This is a genomic window from Stappia stellulata (genome assembly GCF_020176715.1).
GTDB lineage: Bacteria > Pseudomonadota > Alphaproteobacteria > Rhizobiales > Stappiaceae > Stappia.
In genome coordinates this window covers 1-16,422 of the sequence record NZ_JAIVMF010000035.1, presented here as the reverse complement: position 1 = coordinate 16,422, position 16,422 = coordinate 1, and the positions used below count along the sequence as shown (strand labels likewise).

The window sequence follows — 16,422 nt, the reverse complement described above, 5'->3', positions numbered from 1 at the left end:
AAGTCGCCGAACTGCTTCGTGATCGCCGCCGTAAGCGTCGTCTTGCCATGGTCGACGTGGCCGATCGTGCCAATGTTCACGTGCGGCTTCGTCCGCTCAAACTTTGCTTTCGCCATCGGATTTCTCCGTACCTTCGTTCTTTAAATGATGTGGCGTTGACAGCGATCAGGCGAACTTCGCCTGAACTTCCTGCGCGACGGCCTGCGGAACTTGTTCGTAGTGATCGAACACCATCGAATACTGTGCACGTCCCTGCGACATCGAGCGCAGATTGTTCACATATCCGAACATGTTTGCGAGCGGCACCATGGCATTCACCACGGTCACGACGCCACGGTTCTCGGTGCCGGTAATCTGGCCCCGACGCGAGTTCAGATCGCCGATCACGTCACCCATGTAGTCTTCCGGGGTAACGACCTCGACTTTCATGACCGGCTCCAGGAGCTTGGGATTGCCCTTGGCGATGGCCTCGCGGAAGCCGGCACGACCGGCAATTTCGAAGGCGAGCACGCTGGAGTCGACGTCGTGGTAAGCACCGTCGATCAGCTTCGCCTTGATGTCGACCATCGGGAAGCCGGCCAGCGGCCCCGACGTCATCACGCTCTCGATGCCCTTCTGCACGCCCGGGATGTATTCCCGCGGAACAGACCCACCGACGATGGTGCTTTCGAAGGCAAAGCCTGCACCCGGCTCGTTCGGCTCGATCACGATCTTGATGCGCGCGAACTGGCCGGAGCCGCCCGTCTGCTTCTTGTGCGTGTAGTCGACTTCGGCTTCCCGCGTGATCGTCTCGCGGTAGGCAACCTGCGGCGCGCCGATGTTGGCCTCGACCTTGAACTCGCGCTTCATGCGGTCGACAAGAATGTCGAGGTGAAGCTCGCCCATGCCGGCGATGATCGTCTGGCCGCTTTCCTCGTCGGTCTTGACGCGGAAGGACGGATCCTCGGCGGCGAGACGGTTGAGAGCCAGACCCATCTTCTCCTGGTCGCTCTTGGTCTTCGGCTCGACCGCGATCTCGATGACCGGCTCGGGGAATTCCATGCGCTCCAGGATCACGGCGCTGTTGGCGTCGCAAAGCGTGTCGCCCGTGGTCGTGTCCTTCAGGCCTGCGACGGCAACGATATCACCGGCGTAGGCGACTTCGATGTCTTCGCGGGAGTTCGAGTGCATCTGCATCATACGGCCGATGCGCTCGCGCTTGCCCTTGACCGTGTTCAGGAGCGAAACGCCCTTGTTGAGCACGCCCGAGTAGATGCGGCAGAAGGTCAGCGAACCGACGAACGGGTCGTTGGCGATCTTGAAGGCCAGCATTGCCAGCGGAGCTTCGTCGCTCGACTTGCGGGCGATCTCTTCTTCCGTCTTGGCGTCGATGCCCTTGATGTCCGGCACTTCGACCGGGCTCGGCAGGTAGTCGACGACGGCGTCGAGCAGCGGCTGGACGCCCTTGTTCTTGAACGCGGAGCCGCAGAGAACCGGAACGAACTCGTTGTTGATCGTGCCCTTGCGGATCAGCTTCTTCAGCTCTTCGACGGACGGCTCGTTGCCCTCGAGATAGGCTTCCATCGCGGCCTCGTCGGCCTCGACGGCGGTCTCGATCAGCAGCTCGCGGTATTCCGCGGCCTTGTCGGCCAGCTCGGCCGGGATCTCGACTTCGTCCCACTGCGCGCCGAGCGACTCGTCGCGCCAGATGAGAGCCTTCATCTTCAGAAGGTCGACCAGGCCGGCGAACTCGCTCTCCGCGCCCACCGGGATCTGCAGGACGAGCGGGGTCGCGCCGAGGCGCTTCTTGATCATCTCGACGCAGCGGAAGAAGTCCGCGCCAAGCTTGTCCATCTTGTTGACGAAGATCATGCGCGGGACATGATACTTGTCGGCCTGGCGCCAGACCGTCTCGGTCTGCGGCTCGACACCGGCGTTGGCGTCGAGCAGAGCCACGGCACCGTCGAGCACGCGCAGCGAACGCTCGACTTCAATCGTGAAGTCGACGTGGCCCGGCGTGTCGATGATGTTCAGGCGCTTCTCGTTCCAGAATGCAGTCGTGGCGGCCGACGTGATCGTAATGCCGCGCTCCTGCTCCTGCTCCATCCAGTCCATCGTTGCGGCGCCGTCATGGACTTCGCCGATCTTGTGGCTCTTGCCGGTGTAGAACAGAATCCGCTCGGTCGTCGTCGTCTTGCCCGCGTCGATGTGGGCCATGATGCCGAAGTTGCGGTAGTCTTCGATTTTGTGCGTGCGCGACATAATGCCAGCCTCTTGAGAGTCCGATTACCAGCGATAGTGCGAGAACGCGCGGTTGGCTTCCGCCATCCGGTGCGTGTCTTCACGCTTCTTGACGGCGGAGCCGCGGCTGTTCGCGGCGTCCAGCAGCTCGCCCGACAGACGGTCGACCATCGTGGTCTCGTTGCGGTTGCGGGCAGCCGTGATCAGCCAGCGGATCGCCAGCGCCTGACGGCGGTCGACCCGGACTTCCACCGGAACCTGGTAGGTGGCACCGCCAACACGGCGCGAGCGAACCTCAACCTGCGGCATGACATTGTCGAGCGCGGCGTGGAACACTTCGACCGGGTTCTGGCGAACCTTGTCTTCGATGATGTCGAATGCACCGTAGACGATGCTTTCGGCGGCCGACTTCTTACCATGGTACATGATCGAATTCATGAACTTGGTGACGACCACGTCCCCGAACTTCGGATCGGGGATGATTTCGCGCTTCTCAGCCCTGTGACGGCGTGACATAGCAGATCCTCAGACCTTGACTTCCCAAAGTACCAACCCGGGGCTGGCCTTTTTGCGCTTACCGATGACCCGTCTTCGGGCCACCCTGACTAACCTGGCATGCCCGAAACCGGACACGCAGAACCTGTGCTCATCCGGAGTTACCGGATGCTGGCGCAGCGGCGGCGCGGCTTGAGCCGGCCCTGATCCCGCATGACATGCGGAATCGCACCTGTTCCCGGAAACGGGAAAGGCGCCGCCAATCGAGAGGACCACCGGTGTGGCGGTCATGCGTACGATATTTTTTCGCCTCGTAATCCCGGCACCGTTTAAGCTCTTCTGGGTCCGGTGCTTGGCGCGCCGGGACCGACAAGTGCTTACCGCCTGCCTTCGGGATGGGCGGAAACTACAGTTGGACCCGCCCCCCGTCAAGTGCGCCGTTCAAGAATTTCGCCGCCCCCTCGCGCGCCCCGCGCAGGGGGGCGATTGCGAAGATTCCTGTCGCCGAAAGGCCTTGCTCCGCAACATCTGGAAATATTCCGTCGCAGGAAGGAAAATCGCCGGCGACTCTGGGGGAGCTGGAAGGCAATTCGCGCCGGCGGCGGGCCGGTCATCCTCTCCCGCGACCCGGATATTCACGCCGACCGGTCACGGATTCTTAAGAACGCCGGCAGGACGGGATTCGATTCTGTCGATGCCGGCCCCGATTCTCCTGCCGCTCAATCGCGGTAGGCGATGACGGCAACCTCGCCCGCCATCGCATCGGTATAGGCGCTTTCGAAGGTCGGATCCTCCGGCTCCTCCAGGATGATCCCGATCTGGTCGAGGTCCGCCTCGACGAACCCTTGCGAGGCGAGCGCCTCGAGCGCCGCGCGCACGGCGCTGTCCTCGTCGGGTGCCCGCAGCAGGATGTTGACCGGAATGCCGGCCTCGGGTGTCCCCACCCCGCCCTCGCGCGCGCTTCCCATGATGATGTAGACCGGCGGTGCCGTTTCGGAATGCTGTTCGCTCATGGTGATCCCCTTTCCCCGACGCCGCCGCGACAGGATCCCTCCTGGTGCAGCGTCCCTGCGACAAACAGAAAGGGCCGCACGATGGCGGCCCTTTCGATCAGTGGATGCAACGCACCACCTATTCGGTAACGCCGCTCAGGTCTTCCAGCATCGGATCCGCCTGCCCTGCCGTCGAGGCCGCCTTGCGGGCCTCCAGGATCAGGTCGTCGCGGTGCTGCGCCACCTGGCGGATGCGGGTCATCATGCCGCCCGTGCCGGCCGGGATGAGACGTCCGACGATGACGTTTTCCTTGAGGCCCTCGAGCGAGTCTTCCTTGCCGTTGACCGCGGCTTCGGTAAGAACGCGCGTGGTCTCCTGGAAGGACGCGGCCGAGATGAACGAGCGGGTCTGCAGGCTGGCCTTGGTGATACCCAGGAGAACCGGGACACCGCTGGCCGGAGCCCGCGCATCGTCGATGGTGCGCTCGTTGATCTCGTCGAGTTCCAGACGATCGACCTGCTCGCCATTGAGCAGCTCGGTGTCGCCGGCATCGGTGATCTCGACCTTCTGCAGCATCTGGCGAACGATCACCTCGATGTGCTTGTCGTTGATCACCACGCCCTGGAGGCGATAGACCTCCTGGATCTCGTTGACCAGATAGGCAGCCAGTGCCTCGACGCCCCGGATCGCCAGGATGTCGTGCGGCGCCGGATTGCCGTCGAGCAGATACTCGCCCTTCTCGATGGTATCGCCTTCCTGCAGGTGGAAGTGCTTCCCCTTCGGAATGAGATACTCGACCGGCTCCGCACCTTCCTCGTGCGGCTCGATGATGATCCGGCGCTTGTTCTTGTAGTCGCGCCCGAAGCGGATCGTGCCGTCGACCTCGGCGATGATGGCGTGGTCCTTGGGACGACGTGCCTCGAACAGCTCCGCCACCCGCGGCAGACCGCCGGTGATGTCCTTGGTCTTGGCGCTTTCCAGCGGGATACGCGCAAGCACGTCGCCGGCCTTGACCTCGGCACCGATCTGCACCGACAGGATCGCGTCCACCGACAGCAGCGAACGGGCGTCGCCACCGCGCGGCAGCTTGTTGATCGACCCGTCGGGGCCCTTGACCACAAGGGCCGGCTTCAGGTCGTTGCCGCGCTGCGACGTGCGCCAGTCCATGACGACGCGCTTGGTGATGCCGGTCGCCTCGTCCGTCGTCTCCTGCACGGAGACGCCTTCGACGAGATCCTCGGAATCGACCACACCGTCGACCTCGGTGAGGATCGGACGGGTGTAGGGATCCCACTCCGCGATCCGCTGGCCGCGCTTGACGCTATCGCCCTCGTCGACATGCAGCTTGGAGCCGTAGGCGACGCGGTGCACGGCGCGCTCGTTCTCGTCGGCATCGATGATCACCACGGCCATGTTGCGGGCCATGGCAATCAGGTTGCCGTCGGAATCGCGCACGACGTTGCGATTGCGGATCGTCACCGTGCCCTCGAAGTTGGACTCGATGAACGACTGGTCCACAACCTGCGCCGTACCGCCGATGTGGAACGTGCGCATGGTCAGCTGGGTGCCCGGCTCGCCGATCGACTGCGCCGCAATGACGCCGACCGCCTCGCCCATGTTGACCGGCGTGCCGCGGGCCAGATCGCGACCGTAGCAGGTCGCGCAGACGCCGCGCTTGGTCTGACAGGTCAGCACCGAGCGGATCTTGATCATCTGGACGTTGGCCGCCTCGATGGCCTCGACGTCCTTCTCCTCGATCAATGTGCCGCGCGGAACGATGACCTCGCCGGTGGCGTGGTTGACCACGTCCTCGGCTGCCGTCCGGCCCAGGACACGATGACCGAGCGACGCGATGACCTGACCGGCGTCCACGATCGCCTGGATGGTGATGCCGTTCTCCGACCCGCAGTCATCCTCCAGGATGATGCTGTCCTGAGCGACGTCGACGAGACGACGCGTCAGGTAACCGGAGTTGGCCGTCTTCAGCGCCGTATCGGCAAGACCCTTACGTGCACCGTGCGTGGAGTTGAAGTACTCCAGCACCGAGAGGCCTTCCTTGAAGTTCGAGATGATCGGCGTCTCGATGATCTCGCCCGACGGCTTGGCCATCAGGCCACGCATGCCGGCAAGCTGCTTCATCTGCGCGGGGCTGCCACGGGCACCGGAGTGCGACATCATGTAGATCGAGTTGATCTGCTTCTGCCGGCCGGTTTCCTCGTCATACTCCACGGACTGAATCCGCTTCATCATCTCGTCGGCGACGCGATCCGTGCACTTGGCCCAGGCATCGACAACCTTGTTGTACTTCTCGCCCTGGGTGATCAGGCCGTCGTTGTACTGCTGCTCGTATTCCTTGACGAGGGTCGCGGTCTGATCGACCAGCCCTGCCTTGGACGACGGGATGACCATGTCGTCCTTGCCGAAGGAAATGCCGGCACGGCAGGCATGGTTGAAGCCGAGACCCATGATCCGGTCGCAGAAGATGACCGTCTCCTTCTGACCGCAGGCGCGGTAGACGGCGTCGATCATCCGGCTGATGTCCTTCTTGGTCATCAGCTTGTTGCAGACGTCGTAGGGCACCTCGTGGTGCTTCGGCAGCAGTTCGCCGATCAGCATGCGGCCCGGCGTCGTTTCCACGATCCGCGTGACCGGCGTGCCGTCCGCCTCGACCGTGTGGACGCGGCCCTTGATCTTGGCGTGCAGCGTCACCGTGCCGGTCTCCAGCGCGTGATGCAGCTCGCCGATGTTGCCGAACACCATGCCCTCGCCCGGCTCGCCGTCGGCGATGAGCGACAGGTAGTAGAGGCCGAGCACGATATCCTGCGACGGCACGATGATCGGAGACCCGTTCGCCGGATGCAGGATGTTGTTGGTCGACATCATCAGCGTGCGCGCTTCGAGCTGGGCTTCCAGCGACAGCGGCACGTGGACGGCCATCTGGTCACCGTCGAAGTCGGCGTTAAACGCCGCGCAAACGAGCGGATGCAGCTGGATCGCCTTGCCCTCGATCAGGGTCGGTTCGAACGCCTGGATGCCGAGGCGGTGCAGCGTCGGGGCGCGGTTCAACAGCACCGGATGCTCGCGGATCACCTCGTCGAGGATATCCCAGACCTCCGGACGCTCCTTCTCCACGAGCTTCTTCGCCTGCTTCACCGTGGAGGAGAAGCCCTTGGCGTCGAGACGCGAGTAGATGAACGGCTTGAACAGCTCCAGCGCCATCTTCTTCGGCAGGCCGCACTGGTGCAGCTTGAGCTCGGGACCAACGGTGATCACCGAGCGGCCCGAATAGTCGACGCGCTTGCCGAGGAGGTTCTGGCGGAAGCGGCCCTGCTTGCCCTTGAGCATGTCGGACAGCGACTTCAGCGGACGCTTGTTGGCACCCGTGATGACCCGGCCGCGACGGCCGTTGTCGAACAGCGCGTCGACCGATTCCTGCAGCATCCGCTTCTCGTTGCGGATGATGATGTCGGGCGCACGCAGTTCCATCAGGCGCCGCAGACGGTTGTTGCGGTTGATGACGCGGCGGTACAGGTCGTTGAGATCGGACGTGGCGAAGCGGCCGCCGTCGAGCGGGACCAGCGGACGCAGGTCCGGCGGGATCACCGGAACGACGGTGAGGATCATCCACTCCGGCCGGTTGCCGGACTCGATGAAGGCTTCCACGACCTTGAGGCGCTTGGCGAGCTTTTTCGGCTTCAGCTCGGTCGTCGCTTCGGAGATCTCCTTGCGGATGTGGTCGCGCTCCTTCTCCAGGTCGAGCGACATCAGCATCTCGCGGATCGCCTCGGCGCCGATCATCGCGGTGAAGGCGTCTTCGCCGTATTCGTCCTGCGCGCGGATGTAGTCTTCTTCCGACAGAAGCTGGTTCGGCTTCAGCGGCGTCAGGCCCGGCTCCAGCACGACGTAATATTCGAAGTACAGGACCCGCTCGAGATCCTTCAGCGTCATGTCGAGCAGAAGGCCGATGCGCGAGGGAAGCGACTTCAGGAACCAGATGTGCGCGACCGGAGCGGCGAGCTCGATATGGCCCATCCGCTCGCGGCGAACCCGCGACAGGGTGACCTCGACGCTGCACTTCTCGCAGATCACGCCCTTGTACTTCATGCGCTTGTACTTGCCGCACAAGCACTCGTAGTCCTTGATCGGACCAAACACGCGTGCGCAGAACAGGCCGTCGCGCTCGGGCTTGAAGGTCCGATAGTTGATCGTTTCGGGCTTCTTGATCTCACCAAACGACCACGACAGGATTTTCTCCGGGCTCGCGATCGAAATCTTGATGTGATCAAAGGTCTGAACGGGAGCCTGCTGATTAAACAGGTTCATGACCTCATGATTCATGGGCTCTCTCCTCGAATGCGCGGATGGGGAGCGGCACGACAGCCCCGCTCCCCCTTCCGGCAATACGTCAACGTGTTTCGGCGTCAATCATCGGCACGGATCACTCCGCGGCGTCGACCGCCGGAACCCCCGAGTCGTCCGTCAGGGGCAATTTCTCGTCCTTCAGCTCCACATTGAGGCCGAGGGAGCGCATTTCCTTCACCAGCACGTTGAAGCTTTCCGGGATGCCGGCCTCGAAGGTGTCGTCACCGCGGACGATCGCCTCATAGACCTTGGTACGCCCGGCAACGTCATCCGACTTCACAGTCAGCATTTCCTGCAGGGTATAGGCGGCACCGTAAGCTTCCAGAGCCCAGACCTCCATCTCGCCGAAGCGCTGGCCGCCGAACTGAGCCTTGCCGCCCAACGGCTGCTGCGTGACCAGCGAGTACGGACCGATCGAACGGGCGTGGATCTTGTCGTCGACCAGGTGGTGGAGCTTCAACATGTAGATGTAGCCCACGGTCACCTGACGGTCGAACTGCTCGCCCGTGCGCCCGTCAAACAGCGTCGACTGACCCGACCCGTTGTAACGGGCCTGCTCGAGCATCGTGACGATATCCGGTTCGCGCGCACCGTCGAACACCGGCGTTGCGATCGGGACACCCGTCTTCAGCTGATCCGCCAGACGCAGCAGCGACTCCTCGTCGTAGTCGGCGACCGGCTCGCTCTTCGTCGTGTCGCTGAAGACCTCGATGATCTCCTGGCGCAACGCGTCGATCTTGCCCGAGCGCTTGTACTCCTCGTAGAGCTCGCCGATCTTCATGCCCATGCCGGCGCAGGCCCAACCCAGATGGGTCTCCAGGATCTGGCCAACGTTCATGCGGCTCGGCACGCCGAGCGGGTTCAGCACGATGTCGACATAGTCGCCGTTTTCCAGGAACGGCATGTCTTCGATCGGGTTGATCTTGGACACAACGCCCTTGTTGCCGTGACGGCCGGCCATCTTGTCGCCCGGCTGGATCTTGCGCTTCACGGCGACGAAGACCTTGACCATCTTCATCACGCCCGGCGGCAACTCGTCGCCACGCTGCAGCTTCTCCACCTTGTCGATGAAACGCTGCTCGAGGCGCTTGCGGCTCTCGTCGTACTGACCGCGAAGCGCTTCCACTTCGCTCATCAGCTTTTCGTCCTCGACGGCGATCTGCCACCACTGCGAACGCGGGAACTCGTTCAGGACGTCGCCCGTGACTTCCTGGTTCTTCTTGAAGTTCTTCGGGCCGGCAACGGCCATCTTGCCAAGAAGCATCTCGGCCAGACGCCCGTAGACGTTGCGGTCCAGAATGGCCTGCTCGTCATCGCGGTCCTTGGCGAGGCGTTCGATCTCCTCGCGCTCGATCGCCATGGCGCGCTCGTCCTTCTCCACACCGTGGCGGTTGAAGACGCGCACTTCCACGACCGTACCGGTCACGCCCGGCGGAATGCGGAGCGAGGTGTCGCGGACGTCGGAGGCCTTCTCGCCGAAGATAGCGCGCAGGAGCTTTTCTTCCGGCGTCATCGGGCTTTCGCCCTTCGGCGTGATCTTGCCGACCAGGATGTCGCCCGGCTTCAGCTCGGCACCGATATAGACGATGCCGGCCTCGTCGAGGTTTTTCAGCGCTTCTTCCGAGACGTTCGGAATGTCGCGCGTGATTTCCTCCGGCCCGAGCTTGGTGTCACGCGCCATCACTTCGAATTCCTCGATGTGAATGGAGGTGAACACGTCGTCGCGCACGATGCGCTCCGACAGCAGGATGGAATCCTCGAAGTTGTAGCCGTTCCAGGGCATGAAGGCGACGCGCACGTTGCGGCCAAGCGCCAGATCGCCGAGGTCGGTCGAGGGACCGTCCGCGATGATGTCGCCCTTGGTGATGATGTCGCCCACGCGCACCAGCGGACGCTGGTTGATGCAGGTGTTCTGGTTCGAGCGCTGGAACTTCATCAACTGGTAGATGTCGACGCCGGACTTCGACGGGTCGAGCTCTTCCGTGGCGCGGATGACGATACGGGTCGCGTCGACCTGGTCGACGACGCCCGTCCGGCGGGCGGCGATCGCCGCACCGGAATCGCGCGCCACAACCGGCTCCATGCCGGTGCCGACGAAGGGCGCCTCGGCGCGCACCAGCGGCACGGCCTGACGCATCATGTTCGAGCCCATCAGCGCGCGGTTGGCGTCATCGTTTTCCAGGAACGGAATGAGCGATGCGGCAACCGAAACGAGCTGCTTCGGCGACACGTCCATGAACTCCACCCGCTCGGGCGGCAGCAGCATGTTCTCACCCGCATGACGGCAGGTGATCAGGTCGTTGACGAAGCGGCCGTCGTCGTCGAGCACGGCGTTGGCCTGGGCGATGTGATACTTCGCCTCTTCCATCGCCGACAGATAGACCGTCTCGGCGGTGACCTGGCCGTCCTTCACCTTGCGATACGGGCTTTCGATGAAGCCGTACTTGTTGATGCGCGCGAAGGTCGCCAGCGAGTTGATCAGGCCGATGTTCGGGCCTTCCGGCGTCTCGATCGGGCAGATGCGGCCATAGTGCGTCGGATGCACGTCACGCACCTCGAAGCCCGCGCGCTCGCGCGTCAGGCCGCCGGGGCCAAGCGCCGACAGGCGACGCTTGTGGGTGACTTCCGACAGCGGGTTGGTCTGATCCATGAACTGCGACAGCTGCGAGGAGCCGAAGAATTCGCGCACGGCGGCGGCCGCCGGCTTGGCGTTGATCAGATCCTGCGGCATAACCGTGTCGATCTCGACGGAGGACATGCGCTCCTTGATGGCGCGCTCCATGCGCAGCAGACCGACGCGATACTGGTTTTCCATCAGTTCGCCGACCGAGCGCACCCGGCGGTTGCCGAGGTTGTCGATGTCGTCGATCTCGCCGCGGCCGTCGCGCAGGTCGAGCAGCAGGGTGATCACCGCAAGGATGTCTTCCTTGCGCAGCGTGCGCACCGTGTCCTCGCACTGCAGGTCGAGACGCATGTTCATCTTCACGCGGCCGACCGCGGACAGGTCGTAGCGCTCGCTGTCGAAGAACAGCGACTGGAACATGGCTTCGGCCGTCTCGATCGTGGGCGGCTCGCCCGGGCGCATCACCCGGTAGATGTCGAACAGCGCGTCTTCACGGCTCTCGTTCTTGTCCACCGCCAGCGTGTTGCGGATGTAGCCGCCGGTCGTGACGTGGTCGATGTCGAGGATCGCGATCTCGTCGTAGCCGTGCTCGATCAGGTCGGCGAGGACCTTCTCGTTGATCTCGTCGCCGGCTTCCGCATAGACCTCGCCCGAGGACGGGTCGACCATGTCCTCGGCCAGGTAGTGGCCGTGCAGGTCCTCGTCCACGACCTTGAGCGCCTTGACGCCCTTGTCGGAGAGCTGACGGATCGTGCGGGCCGTGATCTTGCGACCAGCCTCCACCACGACTTCGCCGCTGTCGGCGTCGATCAGGTCGAAGGCCGCCTTGGTGCCCTTCAGGCGATCGCCGTCGAAGGCGACCTTCCAGCTGCCCTCACCCGCACGGGTGTAGTCGATGCGGCGATAGAAGGTGTTGAGGATCTCCTCGCCGTCGAGGCCGAGCGCCTTGAGCAGCGACGTGACCGGGATCTTGCGGCGGCGGTCGATGCGCGCATGCACGATGTCCTTCGCGTCGAACTCGATGTCGAGCCACGACCCGCGATAGGGAATGATGCGCGCGGCGAACAGCAGCTTGCCGCTGGAATGGGTCTTGCCCTTGTCGTGATCGAAGAACACGCCCGGCGAGCGGTGCATCTGCGACACGATCACGCGTTCGGTGCCGTTGACGACGAAGGTGCCGTTGTCCGTCATGAAGGGCATGTCGCCCATGTAGACGTCCTGCTCCTTGATGTCCTTGACCGACTTCGCGCCGGTGTCTTCATCGACATCGAACACGATCAGGCGCAGGGTCACCTTGAGCGGGGCGGCGAAGGTCATGCCGCGCTGGCGGCACTCCTCGACGTCATACTTCGGCTGCTCGAACTCGTAGCTCACGAACTCGAGGAGCGCGGTCCCGGCAAAGTCGGAAATCGGAAAGACGGACTTGAACACCGCCTCCAATCCCTCTTCAAAACGCCCGGACTCCGGCTTGTCGACCTGCAAGAACTGGTCGTAAGACGCCTTCTGGACCTCGATGAGATTGGGCATCGCGGCGACTTCGCGGATCGATCCATAGACCTTACGGACCCGCTTGCGACCGTTGAACGTGTGCGCCATTGTCGCTCCTCGTTTCGATCTGATACGGCTCTCCGAAAAGCCGATCCCGGCCTAACCGCGACATGCCGGCGGCATGTATACGGCCCTTCGGAGAACCCTCCCTTCTTAGGGACGGATACCCCGGACAGGAATTCCCGCCGGGGTCGGTACACCGGTCCCGGCACGAGGCCGGGACCGAAAGGGACAAGCCCCGATTACTTCAGCTCAACCTTGGCACCGGCTTCTTCGAGCTTCTTCTTCAGCTCTTCAGCTTCGTCCTTGTTGACGCCTTCCTTGACCGTCTTGGGCGCGCCCTCGACCAGGTCCTTGGCTTCCTTCAGGCCAAGACCCGTGATCGCACGGACTTCCTTGATGACGTTGATCTTCTTCGCGCCGGCATCGGCGAGGATCACGTCAAACTCGGTCTGCTCTTCAGCGGCTGCGCCACCGGCATCGGCACCACCGGCAGCGGCGGCAACGGCGACCGGAGCAGCAGCGGAAACGCCCCACTTCTCTTCCAGCATCTTGGACAGCTCGGCGGCTTCCATGACGGTGAGCGAGGAGAGTTCTTCAACGATCTTTTCGAGATCAGCCATTTTCTTAAGTTCCTATGGTTCGAACCGTGGTCGGTTTCGACAGTGTGTTGATCTTCCGCCTTATGCGGCTTCGTCCTTCTTGGCGTACGCGCCGAAGACGCGGGCGAGCTGCCCGGCCGGAGCGTTGACGACCTGGGCGATACGGGTTGCCGGGGTGGCGATCATGCCAACCAGCTTTGCCCGCAGCTCGTCCAGCGACGGCATGTCGGCAAGCGCCTTCACACCGTTCGGATCCAGGTTCGTCGAGCCCAGTGCACCACCCAGAACAACGAGCTTCTCGTTGGTCTTGGCGAAAGCCACCGTCGCCTTCGCGGCTGCGACCGGGTCGTGCGAATACGCGACGACGGTCGGGCCGGTGAAGAGGTCGGCGATGTGCTCGAGCTCAGTGCCTCGAAGGGCAAGCTTTACAAGACGGTTTTTGGCGACTTTGACCGAACCGCCGGCTTCGCGAACCTTGGCCCGGAAGGCCGTCATGTCCGCAACCGAAAGTCCGGCGTAGTGCGCAACGACGACAACGCCGGTGTCATTCAACACCTCGTTGAACGACGCAACGAACTCGCGCTTCTCCGTTCTTTCCACTTGCCTACTCCATCTGGCGGCTAAAGCCGCCGGTTTGTCTTTGCCGCCCGTCGGCGCGTTCCAAGCGGAACCTCCGGCGGACAACACCGAGGATCCTGCCCCCTCGCGCACCCTACGGCACGGCAAGGACAAACGGTTCGAACCTGCGGCTTGCGCCGCGTTGACCGGTTCGCACCCGTCTATGCAGGCCCACCTGGGCTTAAGCGGTTTTCCGAAGCACGCTTCGCAAACCCCACCTGCAGTCTCGGACAGGACGTCCGCCGTTTCCGGCGAACGATCCGCCCGGCCGAAGCCGGACGAAATTCTTGGTTTCCGGCACCGGCCCGAAGGCCGATGCGCGAAACGGCGCGGCTGTCAGCCGCGCCAGCGCATCATGCGTTGATGCTGGACGGGTCGACCTTGACGCCCGGGCCCATCGTGGACGAAATCGCCACGCGCTTCAGATAGGTGCCCTTGGCGCCCGTCGGCTTGGCTTTCACCACGGCATCGACGATGGCCTTGATGTTCTCGCTCAGCTTGTCGGCGTCGAACGACGTCTTGCCGACGCCGGCGTGGACGATGCCCGCCTTCTCGACACGGAACTGCACGGCGCCGCCCTTGGCGTCGTTGACGGCGGACTTCACGTCCGGCGTCACCGTACCGACCTTCGGGTTCGGCATCAGGCCGCGCGGGCCGAGCACCTTGCCGAGACGGCCGACCAGCGGCATCATGTCCGGCGTCGCGATGCAGCGATCGAAATCGATCTTGCCCGACTGGACTTCGGCCACGAGTTCTTCCGCACCGACGATATCCGCACCGGCGGCCTTGGCCTCGTCAGCCTTGTCGCCACGGGCGAACACGGCGACGCGAACCGACTTGCCCGTGCCGTTCGGCAGGACACAGACGCCGCGCACCATCTGGTCGGCGTGACGCGGGTCGACGCCGAGGTTGATGGCGATCTCGACGGATTCGTCGAACTTCGTCTTGGCACGCTCCTTGACCATCGCCAGGGCGTCGGTCAGCGGGTACAGCTTGTTGCGATCGACGCCCTCACGGGCAGCCTTGATGCGCTTTCCAACTTTCGCCATGTCTTACTCCGTGACCTCGATACCCATGGACCGTGCGGAGCCTTCGACCATCAGCATGGCTGCGTCGATGTCCGTCGCGTTCAGATCCGCCATTTTCGCCTGAGCGATTTCGCGGACCTGGTCACGGGAGACCTTGCCGACATATCCGCCCTTGCCCGGGGTCTTGTGCCCGGACTTCACGCCCGACATCTTCTTCAGGAAGAAGCTGACCGGGGCCGTCTTCACCTGGAAGGTGAAAGAGCGGTCGGAGTAATAGGTGATCACGGTCGGGCACGGAGCGCCCTTTTCGACATCCTGGGTCTGCGCGTTGAACGCCTTGCAGAATTCCATGATGTTGAGGCCGCGCTGACCAAGTGCGGGACCGATCGGGGGCGACGGCGTCGCGGACCCGGCGGGCACCTGCAGCTTGATGTAACCTTCGATTTTCTTCGCCATTCAAATCTCCAACTGGCGCTGCCGGCCGGGCCGGCGTTCTCAGAAGTCAGGTGGTGCGGTCGAAACGCCCGGCGAACGCTGCGCGTCAAACCTCCCACCAGGGAGCGGGGCCATTGCTGCCCCCGTTTTGCCGCCATTGCTGGCGGCCGAACCGGCCCTTGGGCCGATCTTCACGCCGAAATCCCCTCGCCGCGGCCGCGCCCTTGAACCCGTTCAAGGCAGCGACTGCGAGGCTCAGAGCTTCTCGACTTGTCCGTATTCCAGTTCGACCGGGGTCGCGCGACCGAAGATCGACACGGCGACCTTGAGCCGGGCCCGCTCGTCGTCGACCTCTTCGACGTGACCGGAGAACGACGCAAACGGCCCGTCGGAAACGCGCACCTGCTCGCCGATCTCGAAACTGATCGACGGCTTGGGACGTTCCACGCCTTCCTGCACCTGGTGCAGGATCCGCATGGCCTCCGCATCCGCGATCGGCATCGGCTTCTGGTCTGCACCGAGGAAACCGGTCACCTTCGGCGTGTTCTTGATCAGATGGAATGCCTCGTTGGTCATCTCCATCTTGACCAGGACGTATCCCGGAAAGAACTTGCGCTCCGCATCGACCTTGCGCCCGCGGCGCACCTCGACGACCTTCTCGGTCGGGACGAGAATCTCTTCGAAGAGATCCTCAAGCCCCTGCTGCGCCGCCTTTTCCCGAATCGCATCCGCCACCTTCTTCTCGAAATTCGAGTAGGCGTGGACGATATACCAACGCTTGGCCATAATCCCTCAAGCCGATTGTGAACCGGACGTCGCCTTTAGCTCGCGACGCCAAGCAGCCAGCCGATACCCTGGCCCATCAGCCAGTCAGCCAGCAAAAAGAAGATGGCGGCGAGAAACACCATGATGAAGACCATGACGGTCGTCACAGCGGTTTCCCGACGCGTCGGCCACGTCACCTTGGACGTTTCCGACCGCACCTGTTGGATGAACGTGAAAGGATTCGATTTCGCCATTCAACTGCCGGTCTGTTCACGACACATGGGCGCGCGGAACCATCCACGCGCCTTGGTCGGAAGCCCTAATTAAGGCCTAACGGCCCCGCGATCAAGAGCAAAGGTGGCAGGGGCGGAGGGACTCGAACCCCCGGCCCTCGGTTTTGGAGACCGATGCTCTACCAGCTGAGCTACACCCCTAGACCTTTCAAGGCCTGACTTAGAGATGTTTTGCCCCCGCTTCAAGCGGGAAATGGAACTGTCGCCAATTAATTCACATCCTTTGCGAATTCGCGACCCCCGACAGGCCGCATGCCCGCCGCGACACGGCGCCGTGCGGGCAAGACACCCCCCGCAAACGCAAAAAAAGGCGCCCCGAGAGGCGCCTCAGACTGCTGACAAACCCCTGGCTTTGGCCGGGGGTTTTTGATTCATTGTTTTTATGTTGAAGAAGCCCGGCCCGGATCAGACAGCGCTCGAGATGGTGACGCTTGAGCAGC

13 protein-coding genes and 1 tRNA gene are annotated in these 16,422 nt (G+C 63.2%); all 14 read right to left on the bottom strand.

Features of this window, described 5'->3' with window-relative positions:
• Nucleotides 1-116, bottom strand: a 116-nt coding sequence (locus LC092_RS20505) for a GTP-binding protein (protein ID WP_263625856.1), incomplete at its 3' end; no start/stop codon positions are given.
• Between the two features lie 49 nt (nucleotides 117-165).
• A complete protein-coding gene (gene fusA, locus LC092_RS20500; RefSeq protein WP_224809538.1) occupies nucleotides 166-2,241 on the bottom strand; it encodes an elongation factor G in 2,076 nt (691 codons plus the stop codon).
• A 24-nt stretch (nucleotides 2,242-2,265) separates the two neighbouring features.
• Nucleotides 2,266-2,736 carry a 30S ribosomal protein S7 gene (gene rpsG / locus LC092_RS20495; protein ID WP_224809537.1) on the bottom strand — a complete coding sequence of 157 codons (471 nt, stop codon included), beginning with the start codon at nucleotides 2,734-2,736 and terminating at the stop codon, nucleotides 2,266-2,268.
• Nucleotides 2,737-3,434: 698 nt separating this feature from the next.
• Entirely contained in the window at nucleotides 3,435-3,728 is a 294-nt protein-coding gene (locus LC092_RS20490) for a regulator (RefSeq protein ID WP_224809534.1), read from the bottom strand.
• Between the two features lie 118 nt (nucleotides 3,729-3,846).
• Nucleotides 3,847-8,046 carry a DNA-directed RNA polymerase subunit beta' gene (rpoC, locus tag LC092_RS20485; protein ID WP_224809532.1) on the bottom strand — a complete coding sequence of 1,400 codons (4,200 nt, stop codon included), beginning with the start codon at nucleotides 8,044-8,046 and terminating at the stop codon, nucleotides 3,847-3,849.
• 100 nt (nucleotides 8,047-8,146) lie between these two features.
• Nucleotides 8,147-12,289, bottom strand: a complete 4,143-nt coding sequence (gene rpoB / locus LC092_RS20480) for a DNA-directed RNA polymerase subunit beta (RefSeq protein ID WP_224809530.1) — start codon at nucleotides 12,287-12,289, stop codon at nucleotides 8,147-8,149.
• A 194-nt stretch (nucleotides 12,290-12,483) separates the two neighbouring features.
• Nucleotides 12,484-12,864: a 50S ribosomal protein L7/L12 gene (rplL, locus tag LC092_RS20475; protein ID WP_224809528.1), complete on the bottom strand. Its 381-nt coding sequence runs from the start codon at nucleotides 12,862-12,864 to the stop codon at nucleotides 12,484-12,486.
• Nucleotides 12,865-12,924: 60 nt separating this feature from the next.
• Nucleotides 12,925-13,443 carry a 50S ribosomal protein L10 gene (rplJ, locus tag LC092_RS20470; protein WP_224809526.1) on the bottom strand — a complete coding sequence of 173 codons (519 nt, stop codon included), beginning with the start codon at nucleotides 13,441-13,443 and terminating at the stop codon, nucleotides 12,925-12,927.
• A 371-nt stretch (nucleotides 13,444-13,814) separates the two neighbouring features.
• Nucleotides 13,815-14,510, bottom strand: coding sequence for a 50S ribosomal protein L1 (rplA, locus tag LC092_RS20465; RefSeq protein WP_224809525.1), 696 nt, complete (start codon nucleotides 14,508-14,510; stop codon nucleotides 13,815-13,817).
• A gap of 3 nt (nucleotides 14,511-14,513) precedes the next feature.
• Nucleotides 14,514-14,945, bottom strand: coding sequence for a 50S ribosomal protein L11 (gene rplK, locus LC092_RS20460; protein WP_224809523.1), 432 nt, complete (start codon nucleotides 14,943-14,945; stop codon nucleotides 14,514-14,516).
• Nucleotides 14,946-15,179: 234 nt separating this feature from the next.
• Nucleotides 15,180-15,710, bottom strand: coding sequence for a transcription termination/antitermination protein NusG (gene nusG, locus LC092_RS20455; protein WP_029058732.1), 531 nt, complete (start codon nucleotides 15,708-15,710; stop codon nucleotides 15,180-15,182).
• A 35-nt stretch (nucleotides 15,711-15,745) separates the two neighbouring features.
• Nucleotides 15,746-15,943, bottom strand: coding sequence for a preprotein translocase subunit SecE (secE, locus tag LC092_RS20450; RefSeq protein WP_029058733.1), 198 nt, complete (start codon nucleotides 15,941-15,943; stop codon nucleotides 15,746-15,748).
• 104 nt (nucleotides 15,944-16,047) lie between these two features.
• Nucleotides 16,048-16,123 (bottom strand) — tRNA-Trp (locus LC092_RS20445).
• Nucleotides 16,124-16,196: 73 nt separating this feature from the next.
• The coding region (locus LC092_RS20440; RefSeq protein WP_224809522.1) for a hypothetical protein at nucleotides 16,197-16,422 on the bottom strand (226 nt) is incomplete at its 5' end.

Coding starts and splice junctions, on each gene's coding strand:
- fusA (WP_224809538.1), bottom strand. CDS start 2,241: ATGTCGCGCACGCACAAAATCGAAGACTACCGCAACTTCGGCATCATG.
- rpsG (WP_224809537.1), bottom strand. CDS start 2,736: ATGTCACGCCGTCACAGGGCTGAGAAGCGCGAAATCATCCCCGATCCG.
- LC092_RS20490 (WP_224809534.1), bottom strand. CDS start 3,728: ATGAGCGAACAGCATTCCGAAACGGCACCGCCGGTCTACATCATCATG.
- rpoC (WP_224809532.1), bottom strand. CDS start 8,046: ATGAATCATGAGGTCATGAACCTGTTTAATCAGCAGGCTCCCGTTCAG.
- rpoB (WP_224809530.1), bottom strand. CDS start 12,289: ATGGCGCACACGTTCAACGGTCGCAAGCGGGTCCGTAAGGTCTATGGA.
- rplL (WP_224809528.1), bottom strand. CDS start 12,864: ATGGCTGATCTCGAAAAGATCGTTGAAGAACTCTCCTCGCTCACCGTC.
- rplA (WP_224809525.1), bottom strand. CDS start 14,510: ATGGCGAAAGTTGGAAAGCGCATCAAGGCTGCCCGTGAGGGCGTCGAT.
- rplK (WP_224809523.1), bottom strand. CDS start 14,945: ATGGCGAAGAAAATCGAAGGTTACATCAAGCTGCAGGTGCCCGCCGGG.
- nusG (WP_029058732.1), bottom strand. CDS start 15,710: ATGGCCAAGCGTTGGTATATCGTCCACGCCTACTCGAATTTCGAGAAG.
- secE (WP_029058733.1), bottom strand. CDS start 15,943: ATGGCGAAATCGAATCCTTTCACGTTCATCCAACAGGTGCGGTCGGAA.